16 protein-coding genes are annotated in these 16,001 nt (G+C 49.7%); 1 reads left to right on the forward strand and 15 read right to left on the reverse strand.

Features of this window, described 5'->3' with window-relative positions; all coding sequences use genetic code 11:
• From GX135_03480 to GX135_03530, 11 genes are all read right to left on the reverse strand, one after another.
• Positions 1-809: hypothetical protein (locus tag GX135_03480; GenBank protein NLN85155.1), on the reverse strand; the 809-nt coding region annotated here is incomplete at its 3' end.
• Positions 810-1,379: a signal peptidase II gene (gene lspA / locus GX135_03485; GenBank protein NLN85156.1), complete on the reverse strand. Its 570-nt coding sequence runs from the start codon at positions 1,377-1,379 to the stop codon at positions 810-812.
• 3 nt (positions 1,380-1,382) lie between these two features.
• Positions 1,383-1,784 carry a hypothetical protein gene (locus tag GX135_03490; GenBank protein ID NLN85157.1) on the reverse strand — a complete coding sequence of 134 codons (402 nt, stop codon included), beginning with the start codon at positions 1,782-1,784 and terminating at the stop codon, positions 1,383-1,385.
• An 87-nt stretch (positions 1,785-1,871) separates the two neighbouring features.
• On the reverse strand, positions 1,872-2,687 hold the full coding sequence (locus tag GX135_03495; GenBank protein ID NLN85158.1) for a purine-nucleoside phosphorylase: 816 nt from the start codon (positions 2,685-2,687) through the stop codon (positions 1,872-1,874).
• Positions 2,684-3,265 (reverse strand): DivIVA domain-containing protein, encoded by a 582-nt coding sequence (locus GX135_03500; protein NLN85159.1) that lies wholly within the window; start codon positions 3,263-3,265, stop codon positions 2,684-2,686. The genes GX135_03495 and GX135_03500 overlap by 4 nt, the downstream gene beginning before the upstream one ends.
• Positions 3,266-3,274: 9 nt before the next feature.
• Complete coding sequence (locus GX135_03505) at positions 3,275-3,541, reverse strand: YggT family protein (protein ID NLN85160.1); 267 nt, start codon at positions 3,539-3,541, stop codon at positions 3,275-3,277.
• Complete coding sequence (locus GX135_03510; GenBank protein ID NLN85161.1) at positions 3,542-4,099, reverse strand: thymidine kinase; 558 nt, start codon at positions 4,097-4,099, stop codon at positions 3,542-3,544.
• A gap of 79 nt (positions 4,100-4,178) precedes the next feature.
• A complete protein-coding gene (locus tag GX135_03515) occupies positions 4,179-4,916 on the reverse strand; it encodes an RNA methyltransferase (protein ID NLN85162.1) in 738 nt (245 codons plus the stop codon).
• Between the two features lie 162 nt (positions 4,917-5,078).
• Positions 5,079-6,785, reverse strand: a complete 1,707-nt coding sequence (locus GX135_03520; GenBank protein ID NLN85163.1) for a hypothetical protein — start codon at positions 6,783-6,785, stop codon at positions 5,079-5,081.
• Positions 6,786-6,806: 21 nt separating this feature from the next.
• Positions 6,807-7,886: a butyrate kinase gene (gene buk, locus GX135_03525; protein ID NLN85164.1), complete on the reverse strand. Its 1,080-nt coding sequence runs from the start codon at positions 7,884-7,886 to the stop codon at positions 6,807-6,809.
• A 371-nt stretch (positions 7,887-8,257) separates the two neighbouring features.
• A complete protein-coding gene (locus GX135_03530) occupies positions 8,258-11,122 on the reverse strand; it encodes a S8 family serine peptidase (GenBank protein ID NLN85165.1) in 2,865 nt (954 codons plus the stop codon).
• Here GX135_03530 and GX135_03535 point away from each other — a divergent pair.
• Complete coding sequence (locus tag GX135_03535; protein ID NLN85166.1) at positions 11,121-11,384, forward strand: hypothetical protein; 264 nt, start codon at positions 11,121-11,123, stop codon at positions 11,382-11,384. The two genes, GX135_03530 and GX135_03535, sit on opposite strands and share 2 nt — an antisense overlap.
• An 18-nt stretch (positions 11,385-11,402) precedes the next feature.
• Here the strand turns inward: GX135_03535 and GX135_03540 are convergent, their stop codons facing one another.
• The 4 genes from GX135_03540 to GX135_03555 form a co-directional block, all read right to left on the reverse strand.
• Entirely contained in the window at positions 11,403-13,676 is a 2,274-nt protein-coding gene (locus GX135_03540; GenBank protein ID NLN85167.1) for a T9SS type A sorting domain-containing protein, read from the reverse strand.
• A 121-nt stretch (positions 13,677-13,797) separates the two neighbouring features.
• Positions 13,798-14,268 (reverse strand): 30S ribosomal protein S7, encoded by a 471-nt coding sequence (gene rpsG / locus GX135_03545; protein NLN85168.1) that lies wholly within the window; start codon positions 14,266-14,268, stop codon positions 13,798-13,800.
• Between the two features lie 15 nt (positions 14,269-14,283).
• Positions 14,284-14,664, reverse strand: a complete 381-nt coding sequence (locus tag GX135_03550; protein NLN85169.1) for a 30S ribosomal protein S12 — start codon at positions 14,662-14,664, stop codon at positions 14,284-14,286.
• Positions 14,665-14,697: 33 nt separating this feature from the next.
• The coding region (locus GX135_03555) for a DNA-directed RNA polymerase subunit beta' (protein ID NLN85170.1) at positions 14,698-16,001 on the reverse strand (1,304 nt) is incomplete at its 5' end.

Raw genomic sequence — 16,001 nt, forward strand, 5'->3', positions numbered from 1 at the left:
TCAAACTCGAACTGGGCACTGTAGGAAGCGACGCCCCAATTTGGATACATGCGGGAAGTGAGGACGTTTACTTCCTTTTCCACGTTCAATTCTCCGGTTACGGTTTGGACGCGCACAGCGGAATTTTGGACGTTCAGGGTTTGCACCAAGTCTGTCATGTCGCGGGGGTTGAGGCCAAATTCGTCGAAGGAATAATCCACCACACCCTGAATGCGGGCCCAGGATTGACCAACTGTCATCTGGGGCCAGGAAAAACCTGTGCGGGGAAAGCATTGGTCATCAATCTGACAGGCTCCGCTGCCGTCATTCACCTTGAATTCGTTGTGGTTGTTTGGCAACCCGGTCACATTCACATCTTCAACTTTCACAAACACGCTTTCCCACTGTTCGGCATTGGGGCCGACGAGGTCACCGGTTCGGATCAGGGTTGGCTGTGGCAGGGGATTTCCCTGGCTGATGACCTGATAGCTGGTTGTGGGCGACATTTCCGTGAAACCGAAGTATTCGGTGATGGTGCCGGTCACTCTAACCATATCACCACGCTGCGGGGTGTATTGGCTCGTAAAAATCATAAGTCTACTCCAAGGACCGCCATCCGGGTCGGAAATAATAAAACCTTTGTTGTTTTCGGCGGTGCCCGTGTAGAAAACCTGCTGAACCACGATGCCTTCAACGGTTACAACTTGACCCGAGTAGGGTGAATTTCCACTTGGGTCTTCAGTGTATTGCACATCGTGGCAACTGAGTACCTGGGCAAACACGAGTCCCGTGAAAGCCAGCGCCAGGACGCTTATGAGGATACGTTTCATCTATTGCTCCTTGTCAGGTAAATATGTTTCCGCGTCTGGAGATGTTTCCGGCTCCTTGTGCGGCGATTTTTTTCCACTTATAAAAATGATGTCGATTATCAGCAGGCACATCGCGATGAAGATGGCGCTATCCGCAACGTTGAAAACGGGAAAGCGCTCCATCCCGGGAATAATATCGGGGATATCCACACTGATAAAATCTGTGACCGCACCAAAAAGAAGGCGGTCGATGAGATTGTTTCCAATCGCGCCACCCAGCACCAAGCCAAACGCCGTGACCTGAATTTTGTTTGTGGCACGGCTCAGCATCCACAGGATGAAAACGACCGCGAACACCGAAACAACCACAAAAAAAGCCCGGTTCCACATCGGATTTGGCAGCGACAGGCTGAACGCCGCCCCGGTGTTTTGGAGATGGTGGAGCTGGAAAATTTGTCCGAACCATTTTTCTCCCACGGTGATAAAATCCCCCAAGGGAAGCTTGAGCCTGACCAGATATTTGGTTAACTGATCCAGCGCGATTATCGCGCCCATAATCAGAAAAGCGGGATATTTCTTTGGCTTTTCCATGCGTTATTTTCTTTGCCGTCTCTTTTTATCTTCCATTTTGGACATGCAATCTATGCAATATTTGGCGTAGGGGATAACCTCCAAACGGCTTTCACTGATGTTTTCTCCACAGAGCTCGCAGATTCCAAATTTTCCTTCATAAATCTTGCGCAAAGCGTCGTTTAGAAGGCGGATTTTCTCCCGCTCGTGTTCAAGCATCATCACGTTTTGTTCCATCAGGTTCGTATCCGAACCCTGGTCTGCCTGATGGTAGGCGTAGGAAGAAAGGTCGCCACTGCTTTCGCGGGCGCCTTTGCTTTGATCTTTGTTCACATCATCAACGTAGGCCATGCTTTCTCTGAGCTCCGCCTTGATGAGGGCTTTAAATTCCTTGAGTTTCTTTTCTGACAACGGTTTGGCTGCCATGGGTCACTCCTATGCGAATCGCGCTTTATAGTTTTTTCAAGTTATCTGACCAAGCGAATGGTGTCAACAAAAATATGCAACCCCCGCTTAATCAAGGGTTTTCAAAAAGCGTGTTATGAGATTAATCAAGTGGGTGGAAGCCCTGTCCGCATTGGCACGTATCTCCTCCTGGGAGTGGGCTTTATCGTGAAAAAGATTGCTGTGGTTCGTCACCACGGAAAATGCCAAAACCTTCATGCCAGCATGGCGGGCAACGATTACTTCCGGCACGGTGGACATACCGACGAGATCGGCTCCCCAACCGGCAAAAGCGGCACATTCCGCGCGGGTTTCCAAACTGGGTCCGGTTACGGCAAGATAAACCCCCGAGTGCAGGGGAATGTTCTGTTCCCGGGCGATGGCAAGACAGCTTTCCCGGTAAGCAAGATCGTAGGGATGGTTCATGCTGGGAAAACGTTCGCCGAGGTCTGCGTCGTTTTCACCAATGAGCGGATTCGTTCCCATGTGGTTGATGTGGTCTTCCAACATCACGATGGAGCCGGGTCCCAGTTTTTCTCTGAGGCTGCCGGAGGCATTCGTCACAATCAGGGTTTTAACGCCCAAACAGGCTAAAACGCGGGTTGGAAATACCACCGCGGACATCGGATGACCTTCATAAAAATGGAAACGTCCCTGCAGAAAAAGCACTTTTTGCCCGTCCAGTTCGCTTAAAACGAGGTTACCTTTATGCGACGGAGCGGTGCTGCTCACAAAACCGGGGATTTCCCCATAAGGAATCTGCAAAATGGTTTTACCGCGTTCGGCAATCGCGTTCAACCCGGTTCCCAAAATCATGGCAACGCTTGGAACCTCAGGCAGGCGCTGTTTCAGCCAAGCAGCAGTTTCGTGGTGGGAGGCTTTCATGATATCTGGTTGTCCCCTTCCGGGAGGCTGCGTTTGGGATTGATGTCTTCCTTGATTTGTTTAAAATCAGAATCCGCGAGCTGTTCCACGGGTTTGTTCAGAAGCGGGTCTTTTTCGATGCGGTCCATAAAAGTGTTGAGTTCACTTTTGAACTGCATCAAAAACTGGCGTTTTTCCTCTTTCAGATGCAGATATTGCTGCTCCAAAACGCCCAGATATTGCTTGGCTTCCTGGATGGCGCGCTTTGCCTTGAGCTCTGCTTCGTGAATGATGTTCTCTGCTTCCTTGCGGGCATTGGAAAGAATATCCGCCTTGGTTTTTTCCGCGAATACAAGAGTGCGGCTGATCAGCTCTTCACGACGTTTGAGCTCTTCTACAGCCGTTCCCGCTTCCGCAGCTTCCTGGCGGACTTCCAGTTGCATCTTCTCGCGGCGCTGAAGCTCACGTTCCTGGATGGATTGATAGTCCTCCACCTGCGAAGCCAGCTGCTCCAGATACTCTTTAACCTCTTTTTTGCTGTAGCCGAACATGGCGTTGCCAAATTCCTGATGGCGAATGTCTGTTGGATACAGTGCCATTTTTCCTCCCTATTGGAATATAAAAAAAGTTCTGAGAACCCTGATGGCAATCTGGATCAAAACAATCGCCACCATGGGTGAAATGTCAACCCCCATGCGAGGCAACACTCTGCGCAAAGGTGCCAGAACGGGTTCGGTGACCTTAATCAAAATATGATATATTTGATTGCGATAATCCCGCACAAACCAGCTCATTACCGCTCTGATGAGGATTAGCACGGCATAGACATCCAAGATGAATATGATTAGCGAAATAAAACCAAAGCCGCGGGGCATTTATAAAACCTCGTGGCAATTTCGGCAGCGGGCTTCATAAGCTTCGGTGCTGCCCACCAGGATTTGCCCGTCCTGACACACTGTGCGTTGGGTGCGGTTGGCAGGATTTCCACATTTCACGCAGATGGCCAAGATTTTGGTCACATATTCCGCCACAGCCAAAAGCTGGGGCATGCTGGCGAAAGGTTTGCCGGTGTAATCCTGATCCAAACCTGCCACAATCACACGGAAGCCTTTGTCTGCCAATTCGTTGCATACATCCACAATGCTGGGATCAAAAAACTGAGCCTCGTCGATAGCGACGATTTTTGTATCCTCTTTGAGATAATCAAAAACTTCCTGAGGTTTGTTGATGGGGATGGAAGGCGCCCTCATTCGCGAATGGGAAACGATATCGTTTACATCGTAACGATTATCCAGGGCAGGTTTGAAAACCAAAACCGGTTGGCGGGCATATTCCGCCCTGCGGATGCGGCGGATGAGCTCCTCCGTTTTACCGCTGAACATGCTGCCGCAGATCACTTCGATCCATCCAGTCTTCTGATTTATGATATTCACGCTATCTCCTCGCAGACAAAAATCCAAAGAAGGTCAATCTTGTCAAATCGCTGAATTTGTCAATCGATAATGTTGGGATTCACCCTCCAAAAAGGTGATGGGCGAAGATGCCTGCCGCCACAGCCACATTGAGGGATTCTGTATTTTCATCCATTTCAATGCGCAAACATTGGTCTGCCAGTGTTTTGAGTTCCGGACTGACCCCATGCGCCTCGGAGCCCAAAATGAGGAGCAGTGTTTCATCCTTCCCCGGTGAAAATGAACGCAAAGGCTCTCCGGTGGACGCATCCGTGCAAAGCAATTTGGCTCCCAAATCCCGCAATTTTTCCGGCGCCAAAACTTGAAAGGGAATTTTGAACACGTTGCCCAGAGAGGCTCGAATCACCTTTGGTGAACCGATTTCCGCGCAAGCGGGCGAAAGCAGCAGAGCGTCAAGCCCGAAAGCCGCCGCAATCCTGAAAATGGTGCCCAAATTGCCCGGATCGCTAATCCCATCCAGATAAAAAGCGCGCCTGAAACCTGTCACCCGTTCCCGCGGCATTTCAAAAAGCGCCGCCACGCCCTGAGGATGCTCGCTGTCGCAGATTTTTGAAAAATCCCATTCCTGGACAAAAAACGCGGGAACATCCTGCCAAGCAGGCTCTTGCCCGAGGGTGAAATACTGTTCCAAAGGTTTGATGCCGTCATCACGCATCTGCCGCAAAGTTCGCAAGCCTTCCACCACAACCTTGCCTTCCAATTTTCTATGTTTTTTCTGAAGCAATTTGCGCAGTTCCCTCACTCTGTTCTTGCTGAGTTCTGCCGTTTTTTTTTCCAAGTTTTCAATCTCCTTATTTCCAGTTATCTACGAACTTATCCACAAATGCCGTGGATTATCCACATTCTGTATCTCATTATCCCATATATCGTTATCGCTTTCTCTCGCTCGCCCCTTATACTTATCCACAGTTTATCCACATTTTACACAAAGGGGCTTCCCTCAGGGAATTGCGAGCTTGCGAACCAGGGAATTATTACCAACTTTTAGACTGAGTATGAAAACACCACGACCCAGTTTGTGGAATTCCGGTTCCGTGGCCAGCCACCATAAACCCTCACCCGGTTCGGGCTGGTTGACGGCATGGCTTAAAACCTTTTGCCCGCGTGAGTTATACAGGTTTAATTCGATCCTGCCCGTACTCCCCTCAGGCAGATACCAGCGTGCCACGGTTCGGGATCTGTCCCAAGCGGGATTGGGACTCACCAACAGCTCCAAACCTGGTTCAGTGTATTCCAAAAACACAACCAGCGAATCAGAGATGGAGCCCCAAGGATTAACGCTGCTGATTTCAAGCCATTGCCAAGAACCATGTGGCAATGAAAACCCAAAGTTTTGTTGCCCAAATTCGGGAGTGAGAAAGATGGCTTGATCTCCCTCCTGGAATGGACGCGACCTCACAATATACCACAGAGAATCCGGATAAACAGCTTGGCGCAGCTCAATCCGATATGTGTTTAAAACCTGTCTGACGGAAACAAGCTCAGGTGCGGGCGGCTTTCCATGCGGTCTAAAATACCTATGCAGCATTTGGGGCCAACGGTAGCGCGCAAATTCAAGCTGGGCATAGCTTTCCCACCAAAAATCAAAATGCTGCTGATATTTGGGAAACCAGAGCGCGGCTGAACCCACCTCGTTTTCAATATACAAGGAGCCGGAGGCTAAAACGCAGGCTTCCCACTTTGCCAAAAGCCCGGTCAAAAGCGGCTCGTAATCCTCCCAAGAATCCAGCATCACATGCAGAAGCTCGCCCACGTCTATGTCGTTGTAGGCAGTGTTCATTTCCCAAAGATTTTTCCGAAAGGCTTGAAGCTCACCTGGGAAATGGGGTCCGTGGGATAAAAAATAGTCTTTCCAGGCTTCGTAAAAAGCTGTTAATTTAGAAGTTTGGATGGCGGAACAAGTTACAGGCAAGACAAAACCGTAGGGGTTGTGGCTGCCGCCGTGAAGGTAGGAATCCAGATATTTTTGGCAGATTTGAGAGGCGACTGCTTCTGGATCCGGATTGCTGAAAAGCGGAACGATGTCCTGATATGGAAATCCAGCGGCGGGAACTTGCTCTTCGCTGGCAACAACGATGTCCGCGGCGTGCATCACTTCAGCCAAAACCTCAAGGCTTTGCATGCTGCAGGCGTCAAAAAGCAGAATATCAAGATGGGGAATATCGCTGAGCGCCTGACGCAACTCACCCCCTGAAACGCTGATCAAATCTTCAGCGCCTTCGTCCGGGCAAATCCATTTCCAAGTGTTGTCTTTGAACCAATTATCCCCATGCCCCCAAATCACCAGCATTTTTTTATTAGCGGGATATTTCTGAAAACCCCAGTTGATAAAATCCCTCAGAGTGCTGGGGTCGCCGCTGTTGACAGTGCCCAGATTTTCCAGCAGCGTGGACATGATATAGGGTGTAAAATCCTGTCGTATTCGGCGTCTTTGGCAGCCAGGATAGTTGGAATCCTGGGGCATATCAGTTTGAACGATGATTTCCAAACCCGGAGGGATGGCCGCCGATTCCATCTCGTTGATGTTGCGTACCGCATTGTGCCACAGATTGTTGTCCGCGGCCATATAAACCAGAACGGTCCAATCCGACGCAAAAAGGGGAAACAGCAAAGCCAGCCCCAGCAGGATTAGCAGAGCTTGTTTCACCGTTTCCCCCAGCGTATCATATTATAAATTATACTCCATCGCTTCTTCTGTTCCGTTCAGAACGCGCAAGCCACCCTGGGCAAGCGCTTCCATTTCGCGTTCGCCAGGATATTGATGTATAGGCGCGATGAACCCCACCCGGGAGCGAATCTGCTCCACGATATATTCGTTATAAACCAAACCACCACTGAGGAAAATGGCGTCCACCTTGCCGCTGAGAACTGTGGCGCAAGCGCCCACTTCCTTGGCAACCTGGTAGCACATGGCGTTTGTGACGAGGATTGCTTTTTCGTCTCCAGCTTGAATACGTTTGTAAACCTCGATGCCGCTGTCTGTGCCCAGATAAGCTGTGAAACCAGCAGTTTTGGTTAGATATTTCACCAGTTCGCCATGGCTGAATTTTCCGCTGTAAGCCAGTTCCAAAAGGTCACCGATGGGCAAAGCTCCAGCACGCTGTGGGGAAAAAGGACCCATGCCGAGCAGGGCGTTGTTCACATCCACCACGCGACCGTTTTTTATGGCGGCGACAGAGATGCCACCACCCATGTGGACACCGATTAAATTAACATCATCCAGTTCTTTGCCCAGTTCACGCGCCATCAATCTTGCGATATAGCGAATGTTCAGCGCGTGCAAAAGCGATTTTCGTTCTATTTCAGGAATGCCTGAAACGCGGGCGAGATCTTCAAATTCATCCACGACCACGGGGTCAACAATGAAACCGGGGATGCCAAGATCGCTGGCAATGGAGTCCGCGATGAAGGCGCCAAGCGCGGAAGCGTGGGTGCGTCCCCAAAGTGAAGGATCGCGCAGGTCACGCTTCATGGCCTCGTTGATGCGGAAAGTGCCGCCAGGCACAGGGCGGACCAATCCGCCGCGGCCGACCACAGCGACAAGGTCTTCCGGACGAACATGATGTTCCTCCATCGCTTCAAGCACCAAATGTTTGCGAAACTCAAACTGGTCGATGATATTTGGCCAAGGCTCAAGCTCCTCCGAGGTGTGGCGCAAGGTTTTTTCGAATACAGGCTTGTCGCCATCGAACACGGCAATTTTGGTTGAAGTTGAGCCGGGATTCACGGCAAGAATTAGCTGGGACATTCGTCCTCCTGTTTATGTTTTTTTTATTTGCAATCAATCTCCACGGGCGCCATGGTTTTGTCAATCATTTCCTTTGAAAACTGGCTGACATCTGCGGTGACAGGTTTTTGGGTTTAAACCAATTAACAACCACACTGCCTTTCATATGAAAAAAGGGTTCAGTTACAAGAAAACCAAGAGGCTCGGAATCTGGAAAAACCTGTTTCCAATTTCATCCTTCCCTCTTGCTGCCCTTAGTCTGCCTTATGTTTTGTAAGAATAAATTTGGGCAGAGTATGGACGTGAAGCTTGAGAAAAAACGGGTGTTTTTTAGAAAAAACTGACCCGGAACATTTGTCCCGGGTCGGTAGGAGTGTCTTATGAGAGACGGGTCATTTACAAAGAATCATTTTGCGGGATTGCACGTAATCACCCGCTTTCATGCGCAAATAATAGATGCCGGTGCCACAATCCTGTCCACTGTCATCACGGCCATCCCAAAGCGTTTGATGGTTGCCCGAGCCTCTTTCACCATCATTGATGTGACGCAAAACCTGGCCTCGAACATTGTAGATTTCGAAAGTGACCGTGGAGGCGTCTTTCAGGCTATAGGGAATGTGGGCAATTGGATTGAAGGGATTGGGATAAACCGGACGCAGTTCCGTGACCAAGGGTATTTCTGGCGTTCCCACATCCAGGGTGGAATAGGCTATGCTGGCAGGACCGTGGAAGCCCACACTGCCGTCCAAATCGGAGTTTTGCAGCCAATAGTGGTAGGTTCCATCTTGTTGAAGATCGCGGTCGGTGAAAATATAGCTCTGTTGGGCGGAAGAATTCGTGGCCTGGATTAAGGGGCTGACAGTGAGCGCGGCAGCTAAATCATCAGTGTCGCCACGCAACACGTAGAAGCCCAACACACCGGTTTCGGTTTGGGTGACCCAATTCAGGTTCACATAGTTATCCGCGGATATAGCTGCGGTGAAAGAAGATAGTTCCACAGGCAGAGGCTGATCTTTAACGTTCATGGTGCAGGGAATCGCTATAAAATCGTTGTCTTCACTGTTACTTTGCACGTAGAAGGTGGTTTGATATTCGCCAACGTTTAAACCTGTCGCATCAAAACCAATGGTGACCGTATCCGGAGTTTGCGAAGCCGCTTGAACACTGCCATTGACCGAAATGCCACCAGCGACTTGCAGCCAACTATCTGAAGCGGGCACCAGCCTGCTGACTTCAACTTTATCAATGCAAACTCCCCTTCCATATTTTGCCTTGCCTTCAAATGCTATATAGTAGTTCGAACTGAGGTTGGGAAGATTGATTGTCCTCTTGGTCCAGGTGCTTACATTTTCTGTGTAGGTTTGAAGAAGAACCCATGAACCGGATGATGAGGTGCGGTAATAAACCCGCAATTCATCTTGTTTAGAATCCCGGACTGCCTGAGCGTGATAAAAGGTCAAGGTGGCTGTTGAAGCACCCGACAGGTCGAGAGCCGGGCTAATCAGCTTTGTGGTGGCAGCTGAAGTGCTGGCCACAAACAAACGCGCGTTTAGCGAGCCATCGTAGGCTTGGGAGGGAGACCCTTCATAAGATCCAGGCAGAAAAGCCCAGCATGTGCTTCCACTAACGTTCTCCTGAGTCCATTCCGCGGGGAAATATCCGCCGCGTTCAAAACTTTCGTCCAAAGAGCTTACTCTTCGGTAAACGCTGTATCGAAGCAGGGATTCTCCTGTATTGCCAACGTTGAGATTTCTTTCAGCGCTCTGCCCGGGTTCAAGTTCAACATAAAAAGAAGTTGAATCCACAACAGCTTCAGGAGGATTGCCCAAGGCGGCATAAACATTCACCAAACCATAACCTGTGTAGCGATCCCAGCCAACGCCACCGTCGATGGTCATGTCGGTTGCGGTGGAAACCAAGCGCTGTCTTACCTCCGCAGGCGTGAGGTTTGGATATTTCGAGAGGACCAAAGCTGCCGCGCCCGCAACGTAGGGTGTGGCGCAGGAGGTGCCGTTGAACCACATATAATAGTTTCCGCTTGAATATCCGGCACTGCCCGTAATGTCTGTGGTGGGCAAAATTGTAGGCCCCATGATATCGACACTTGCCCTGTTGTCTTGCGAATTAACCCCGTAATTTGAACCCCACCAGTTTTCACCATCACAGGAGGAAGTCGATTTACGCTGCCCACAGGGTGAAGCCGCACCGACGCTTATGACCTTATTATGGTTTGCCGGATAGGCTATTGCGGCAGCATCAGAATTGGCTGTTGCCGCAAACATAACAACATTTTTACTATAAGCATACTCAAGCGCGCTATCAGTGGAGGTAGAGCTTCCTTCACCATAACCACCTTCAATCCCAAAGCTCATGCTGATAACGTCCGCGCCGTTATCAGCGGCATACGTGATCGCATTTGCCACATAATTTGTATAGATATCACCATCGTTGTCGGCAACTTTGAGGGGCATAATTCTACATCCACCGGCTACTCCTACCACGCCAATTCCATTATTTCCAATCGCTGCCGCAATTCCTGCGCAGCAGGTGCCATGCCCTGCTTTCTGCGAATCATCCATGGGGTTGGAATCATTACTACCATAATCCCAACCCGGCACACAATTTGCGGCAAGATCCTCATGGTAGTAATCCACTCCAGTATCTATAATGGCAATCACAATATCCGGTGAACCATGGCCTTGCGATTGATCCCATGCCTGCCAAACATGGGTGTCAAATCCAACCGTGCCAACCCCGGCTCCACTGTGTCCATTTGAATATCCAGGTAGTTGCGCGATATTATTGTGTCCCCAGTTCCTGTTGAAGTCTGGATCGTTTGGCGCATCTTGAGGATATGCGAAATACTCAAATTGGGCAGCTTCGATTTCAGGATCTTCCAAAAAGTCAGCCAAAGCATCCTGAACATCCACACTACCATTCAGATGGATGATGAACCAACGGTCGAAGCCTGTCATCTGCTCCCAGGTAAAGTCATCCACCCGCCGGTGAGCGCGTTTTAGCTTATAGCCGCCGTTTCTGGCCATCCTCGCGTCCAGGCTGGCAATGCCAAAGCTGCTTTTTTCGCTGAGAAGGTCTTGGGGAAGATCCGCGCGATGTTTCGCGTCTGAGGAAAGTTTGATTTTGATGCGATCTGAAGCAAAGGCTGGCCTGTCCCCTCCTTCACCAGATCTCGCTGTTGCCGACAGTGCCAAACTCACAAAGAGGATTACCGATAGGAATAACAAAGCTTTACGCATGGTTGATCTCCTTGTATCGATCCTGATTGCGACTATTGCGTATTATGAAATCTTGTCAAGAAAAAAAATTCCATTTTCCGCAATTTCTTTAAATATTATTGGCCAAGCTCCATTTTTACAGCTTTTTGCGAAGATCAATGTCCCGTTACAAACTGTTGCGACAGAAAAATTTCAAAAGAATGCCCATCATCATTTTTGGGTTTCGTATGTCAAAATACTGATGAATAAAGAAAAACCCGCGCAAGGGCGGGTTGATATTTGACTGCAGCAGTGACAGAGTTTATTTCAAAAGCAGAATACGGGCGTTACCTTGAACATTGCCAACGCGCCAACGCAGCAAATATATTCCCGAGCCAAGCTTGTTTCCGGATTTATCGGACGCCTGCCAATTTATTTCCCGGGCGTTGCCTGGCACTGTGATGGTGTCGAGTTTTTGTCCTTTTAAGTTGTAAACCTCTATATGGGCGTCCTGTTCTTTTTTGCCTGTGAAGTGTAACCGGGCTTCTCCATAAACAGGATTGGGAAAGACTTGTAACTGGGGTGGAGAAGGCATTGTATCATCCTGAACCGCGGTGACGGGGCTCAAAATGAAGTTTGCCGAACCCAGGGATGTAATCTGGGTAGAATTATAGTAGAAATCGCTGGGGGTAACCTGGGTCACACCAATGGCGGAAGTGTTTCCAATGGAACGGAATTTCAGATTTAAAAGCGGGCCTTCCCCAGTGAGAGGATGGTCGAAATCGCAGTTTATGGAGAGCACTCCAGGCCCTTCCAAGTCAATTTGGGGTTCCAGATTTTCACTGAGAGTCCCCGCCAAATCGCATTCCACAAATTCCAGTTTGTTGGGGTCGAAATTCAATTTACACTGGTAGTGGAGAACGTTCCAGGAAGGCAACAGGTAGGTGGTACGAAGCTGGGTTGTGCCAATCTGTTGAAAGCCGAGATGCATTACATTGGGCATACTGATGGAGCTTTCCACCAAGCTGGCAACAGGGGCTCCCGCCGTAATCATCAAATATTCAGTGTTGTTTACCGGGCTGTTGTTAAAAAGCATTTGGGGAATGTCGAAAATATAAGCTCCGGTGTCAACTGGAGTGAAGCTAAAATCTGCCAAAGTTCCACCCCCCGCGAGGTTTGAACTTCCATTCCATGTAAACAAAATGCTACCCGGTTGTGTTTCTACCACAGTCATATTACCAGAAGCGGAAATGGTGTTATCGATGGAGGCGCCATTGAAAATGAGGAAATCACTGTCATACAACAGCACAAGCTGGTAGCTATCCACGCCCCAGGAACCCAACAGCGGATTGGTGGAAACAGAAACCGTAAAGGGATAGCCAACCGTGGCTCCTCCAGGAGAAGTGAGTCGCACACGAGTGTTCGCGATGCTGTAATTTTCTGGAATTGTGTTTACGATGGCGGCATTCCATTGACTGAAGCTATTGCCTCCCGCATTGATGGCATCCATATAGTAAAAGCCGTTGTAGTGTCCGCTCCAGCCAAAATTGAAGTGATAATAATTTGGGTCGTCGTAGCCATCCAAGCAGAAGGCATGGCCCCCACCATCGCCGGAACCACTGTAATACATTGGGCTGCCATTGTTTAGCTGGTCTTGCAGCAAGGTGTGCCATTGGGAATTTGTGTATTGCATGCGCCATTTGATTTGGGCGTCGGGATAGCGGAAATAATTTGCCATTGCCCAAGCCGCGTCATCACTTTGGGCGCCGGAACCGTTTGGGGAATATCCCATTTCAACAGCCACTCCACAATGGTAGAGCAGGGTTGCCACGGGAATGTTTGAGGTTCCCACCGAGTTTGGCATCTCGTCCCAGAGATAGGTGGTGTTACCGAAATTCACGCTTTGGTAACCATAACCGTGTGAGTAATAGCTATGGCTGCCAACCCCAGAAGCAGGATGGCTCCAATACTTCATGACCATGCCCATGGCGGTGGCAACACAACCGGCATAGACGCGTCCGCCGGGGCCAGCCTGATCTTCAGGGCAAAGCTCGTTGTAGGGCCAACCCTGATCCCAGGTGGTTTCCAAAAGAGGTACGATGGAGCGGTTGCTCCGGATGGGGGATTCAAAATTTCCTGACAGCAATTGGCTCCACTGGGCTTGATTTTCAGGCAGCTCAGTGTTCTGGGCGTCAATTTCTTGGATTTGAGCAGCGTAGCCATCCACCCACTCCAAAAATGCGGGCGGGAAAGGCTTGGAGCCATCAAACTGACCGGAGCCGTAGGCCAGGATGGGAATTGCATTATCGTTGGCAGAAACCAAGGCAAAGCCCTGATCCTCAAAGCCGATTAGATAGATCAGAGGCTGTTCCGCACCGCTTTTGGGTGAATCAAGACCGAAAGGTGAAAATGCACCCGCACGATAGGCCTGAATCTGCACCGGGGCAAAGAAATCTATGTCAAAACGGGATACAAGCCAGCTTCGCGCGACTTGCGCAGCAACTTCCGAGCCGACAAAATCAGCAGTTAAAGGCAGAACAAGTATGAACAGCAGCCCCGCCAAAAAAGCGGTTTTGGTTAAGGTCATGGATCTCATGATTCCTCCTTAAAGCCAAGTATTTTGCAATTAACGTTCCACGTTTGGGGTTTTGAAAAAGCGTTGAAACAAAAAGGCGGGAAGTTCAACCCGCCTTTTTTTAATTATCTGTGAGAGGTCATTAGAAACGCAGATGGGCAAAAGCGCGGTTGGCTTCAGCCATTTTGTGGGTGTCCTCGCGTTTCTTGATGGAAGCGCCTTCTTTTTTGTAGGCTGCCAGAAGTTCGGCTGCCAGTTTTTCGATCATGGTTTTTTCTCCGCGAGCGCGGGAAAAGGAGATGATCCAACGGAAAGCAAGGGTCCGGCCGTTTTTCTCGTTCACTTCCAGAGGAATTTGATAGACTGAACCGCCAACACGGCGGGAAACCACTTTCACCATTGGGCGCACGTTTTCCAGAGCGGTTTTGAAAACTTCCAGGGGTGGCTGCTTGGTTTTTTCCTCGATAATCTCAAAGGCGCCATAAACGATTTTTTCAGCGATGCTCTTTTTTCCTTTTTCCATGAGGCAGTTCATGAATTTGGTGACCACCACGTCGTTGTATTTGGGATCCGGCAATACTTCACGGACGACTGCTTTTTTCTTTCTTGGCATTAATTCATCCTCCGTTTATTTTTTTGCCTTGGGACGTTTGGTTCCATATTTGGAACGTGAGTTTTGGCGGTTCTCGACTCCGGAGGAGTCCAGAGCACCGCGCACGATATGATAGCGAACGCCGGGCAGGTCTATCACACGTCCTCCGCGAACCAGCACGATGCTGTGTTCCTGAAGGTTGTGTCCTTCACCGCCGATATAGGCTGTAACTTCAAATCCGTTAACCAGACGGACGCGGGCGACTTTGCGCAATGCCGAGTTCGGTTTTTTGGGCGTCGTGGTGTAAACACGAGTGCATACTCCGCGCCTTTGCGGACATCCTTGGAGCGCCCTGCTCTTGCTTTTTTTCGCGATCTCGGTTCTGCCTTTTCTAATCAATTGATTGATTGTTGGCACTGATTTACCTCCATGGTATTTGTATCTTTATGGTTAAAAATCGTAGAAATCTTCAACTTCGTCATCCTGCGAAGGATGGGCAAAGCGGTCGATGATCTGGGCAACCGTTTCGCCTGTGCTCACGGCTTCCTCAATCTGATTGTTATAAATCTTGGCGCCGGTTCCCACAGGGATGCGGTGGCCAATGATGATGCTTTCCTTGAGGCCTTCGAGGCGGTCAATCCGTCCTTCGATGGCTGCCTTGGTGAGCACTTTGGTGGTTTCCTGGAACGATGCCGCAGAAAGCCAGCTATCGGTGAGCAGGGATGTTTTTGTGATTCCCAGCAGCATTTGTTCAAATTGGGCGGGAGTTTTGTCGAACTGCATAATCTCGCGGTTCTCTTTTTCCACCATAACTTTATCCACAACGTCGCCTTCCAGGAATGATGTGCTGCCGCTGTCTGTGATGCGAACTTTTTTGAACATTTGGCGGATGATTACGCCGATGTGTTTGTCGTCTATCTTCACGCCCTGCTTTCGATAGATTTCCTGCACTTCGTTCAAAATCATGATTTGGGCTTCGATGACGCCCTTCACCAGCATGTCGTGTGGGTCGAAAGGACCGTCGGAAAGCGCGTCTCCGCTTTCTACGAAGTCTCCTTGGTGGACAATGATTCTCTTTCCTGTGGGAATGGAATATCGGCGTCCGGCAAGGAATTGGCCTTTTTTGACCATATCATCTGTTTCAAAGATGCTTTCCTGAAGAGGCGGTATGGGAATGACCCGACCGCAGAGGGGATTTCCGGCGCGGACATTTTGGTCGTTTTCCACCAGGATCTGCATTCCACGCGGAACTTGATAGATGATGGGTTTGGTGGTGCGCCGACCAACCGAAATCACCTTCTTGCCATCTTCTTCAATGATGGTGACCTTGCCATTTTTTTCTGCATACACTGCTTTTTCAGGAAGGATGACAATCTGGTTCACAAATTCATCGGATTGCACCAGGATTTTGCCACCAATGGGTGCGACGATGCCATTGGGCGGGGTCACAAAAATATCACGACCTGTCTTTTTAAGGCCGCCAATGGTGACAGTTCCCTCAATATCTGAAATCTTGGCTTTATCCTTGGGCACGCGAGCCTCAAAAAGATCCTGCACACGTGGCAGACCGCCCGTAATGTCGCGCTGTTTAATCGTCATACGCGAAGTTTGGCCCAGGATGTCTCCAGTATGCACAAAGCTGCCATCTGTCACCCGCACCACAAGATCTGTGGGCAGAGGAATCAGAACCGAACTGCCGGATTCGCCAACGATGCGGAACTGGGGCTGCTTTTTGCGGTCTTTGGATTCGATAA

It is taken from the genome of Candidatus Cloacimonadota bacterium (assembly GCA_012522635.1).
GTDB lineage: Bacteria > Cloacimonadota > Cloacimonadia > Cloacimonadales > Cloacimonadaceae > Syntrophosphaera.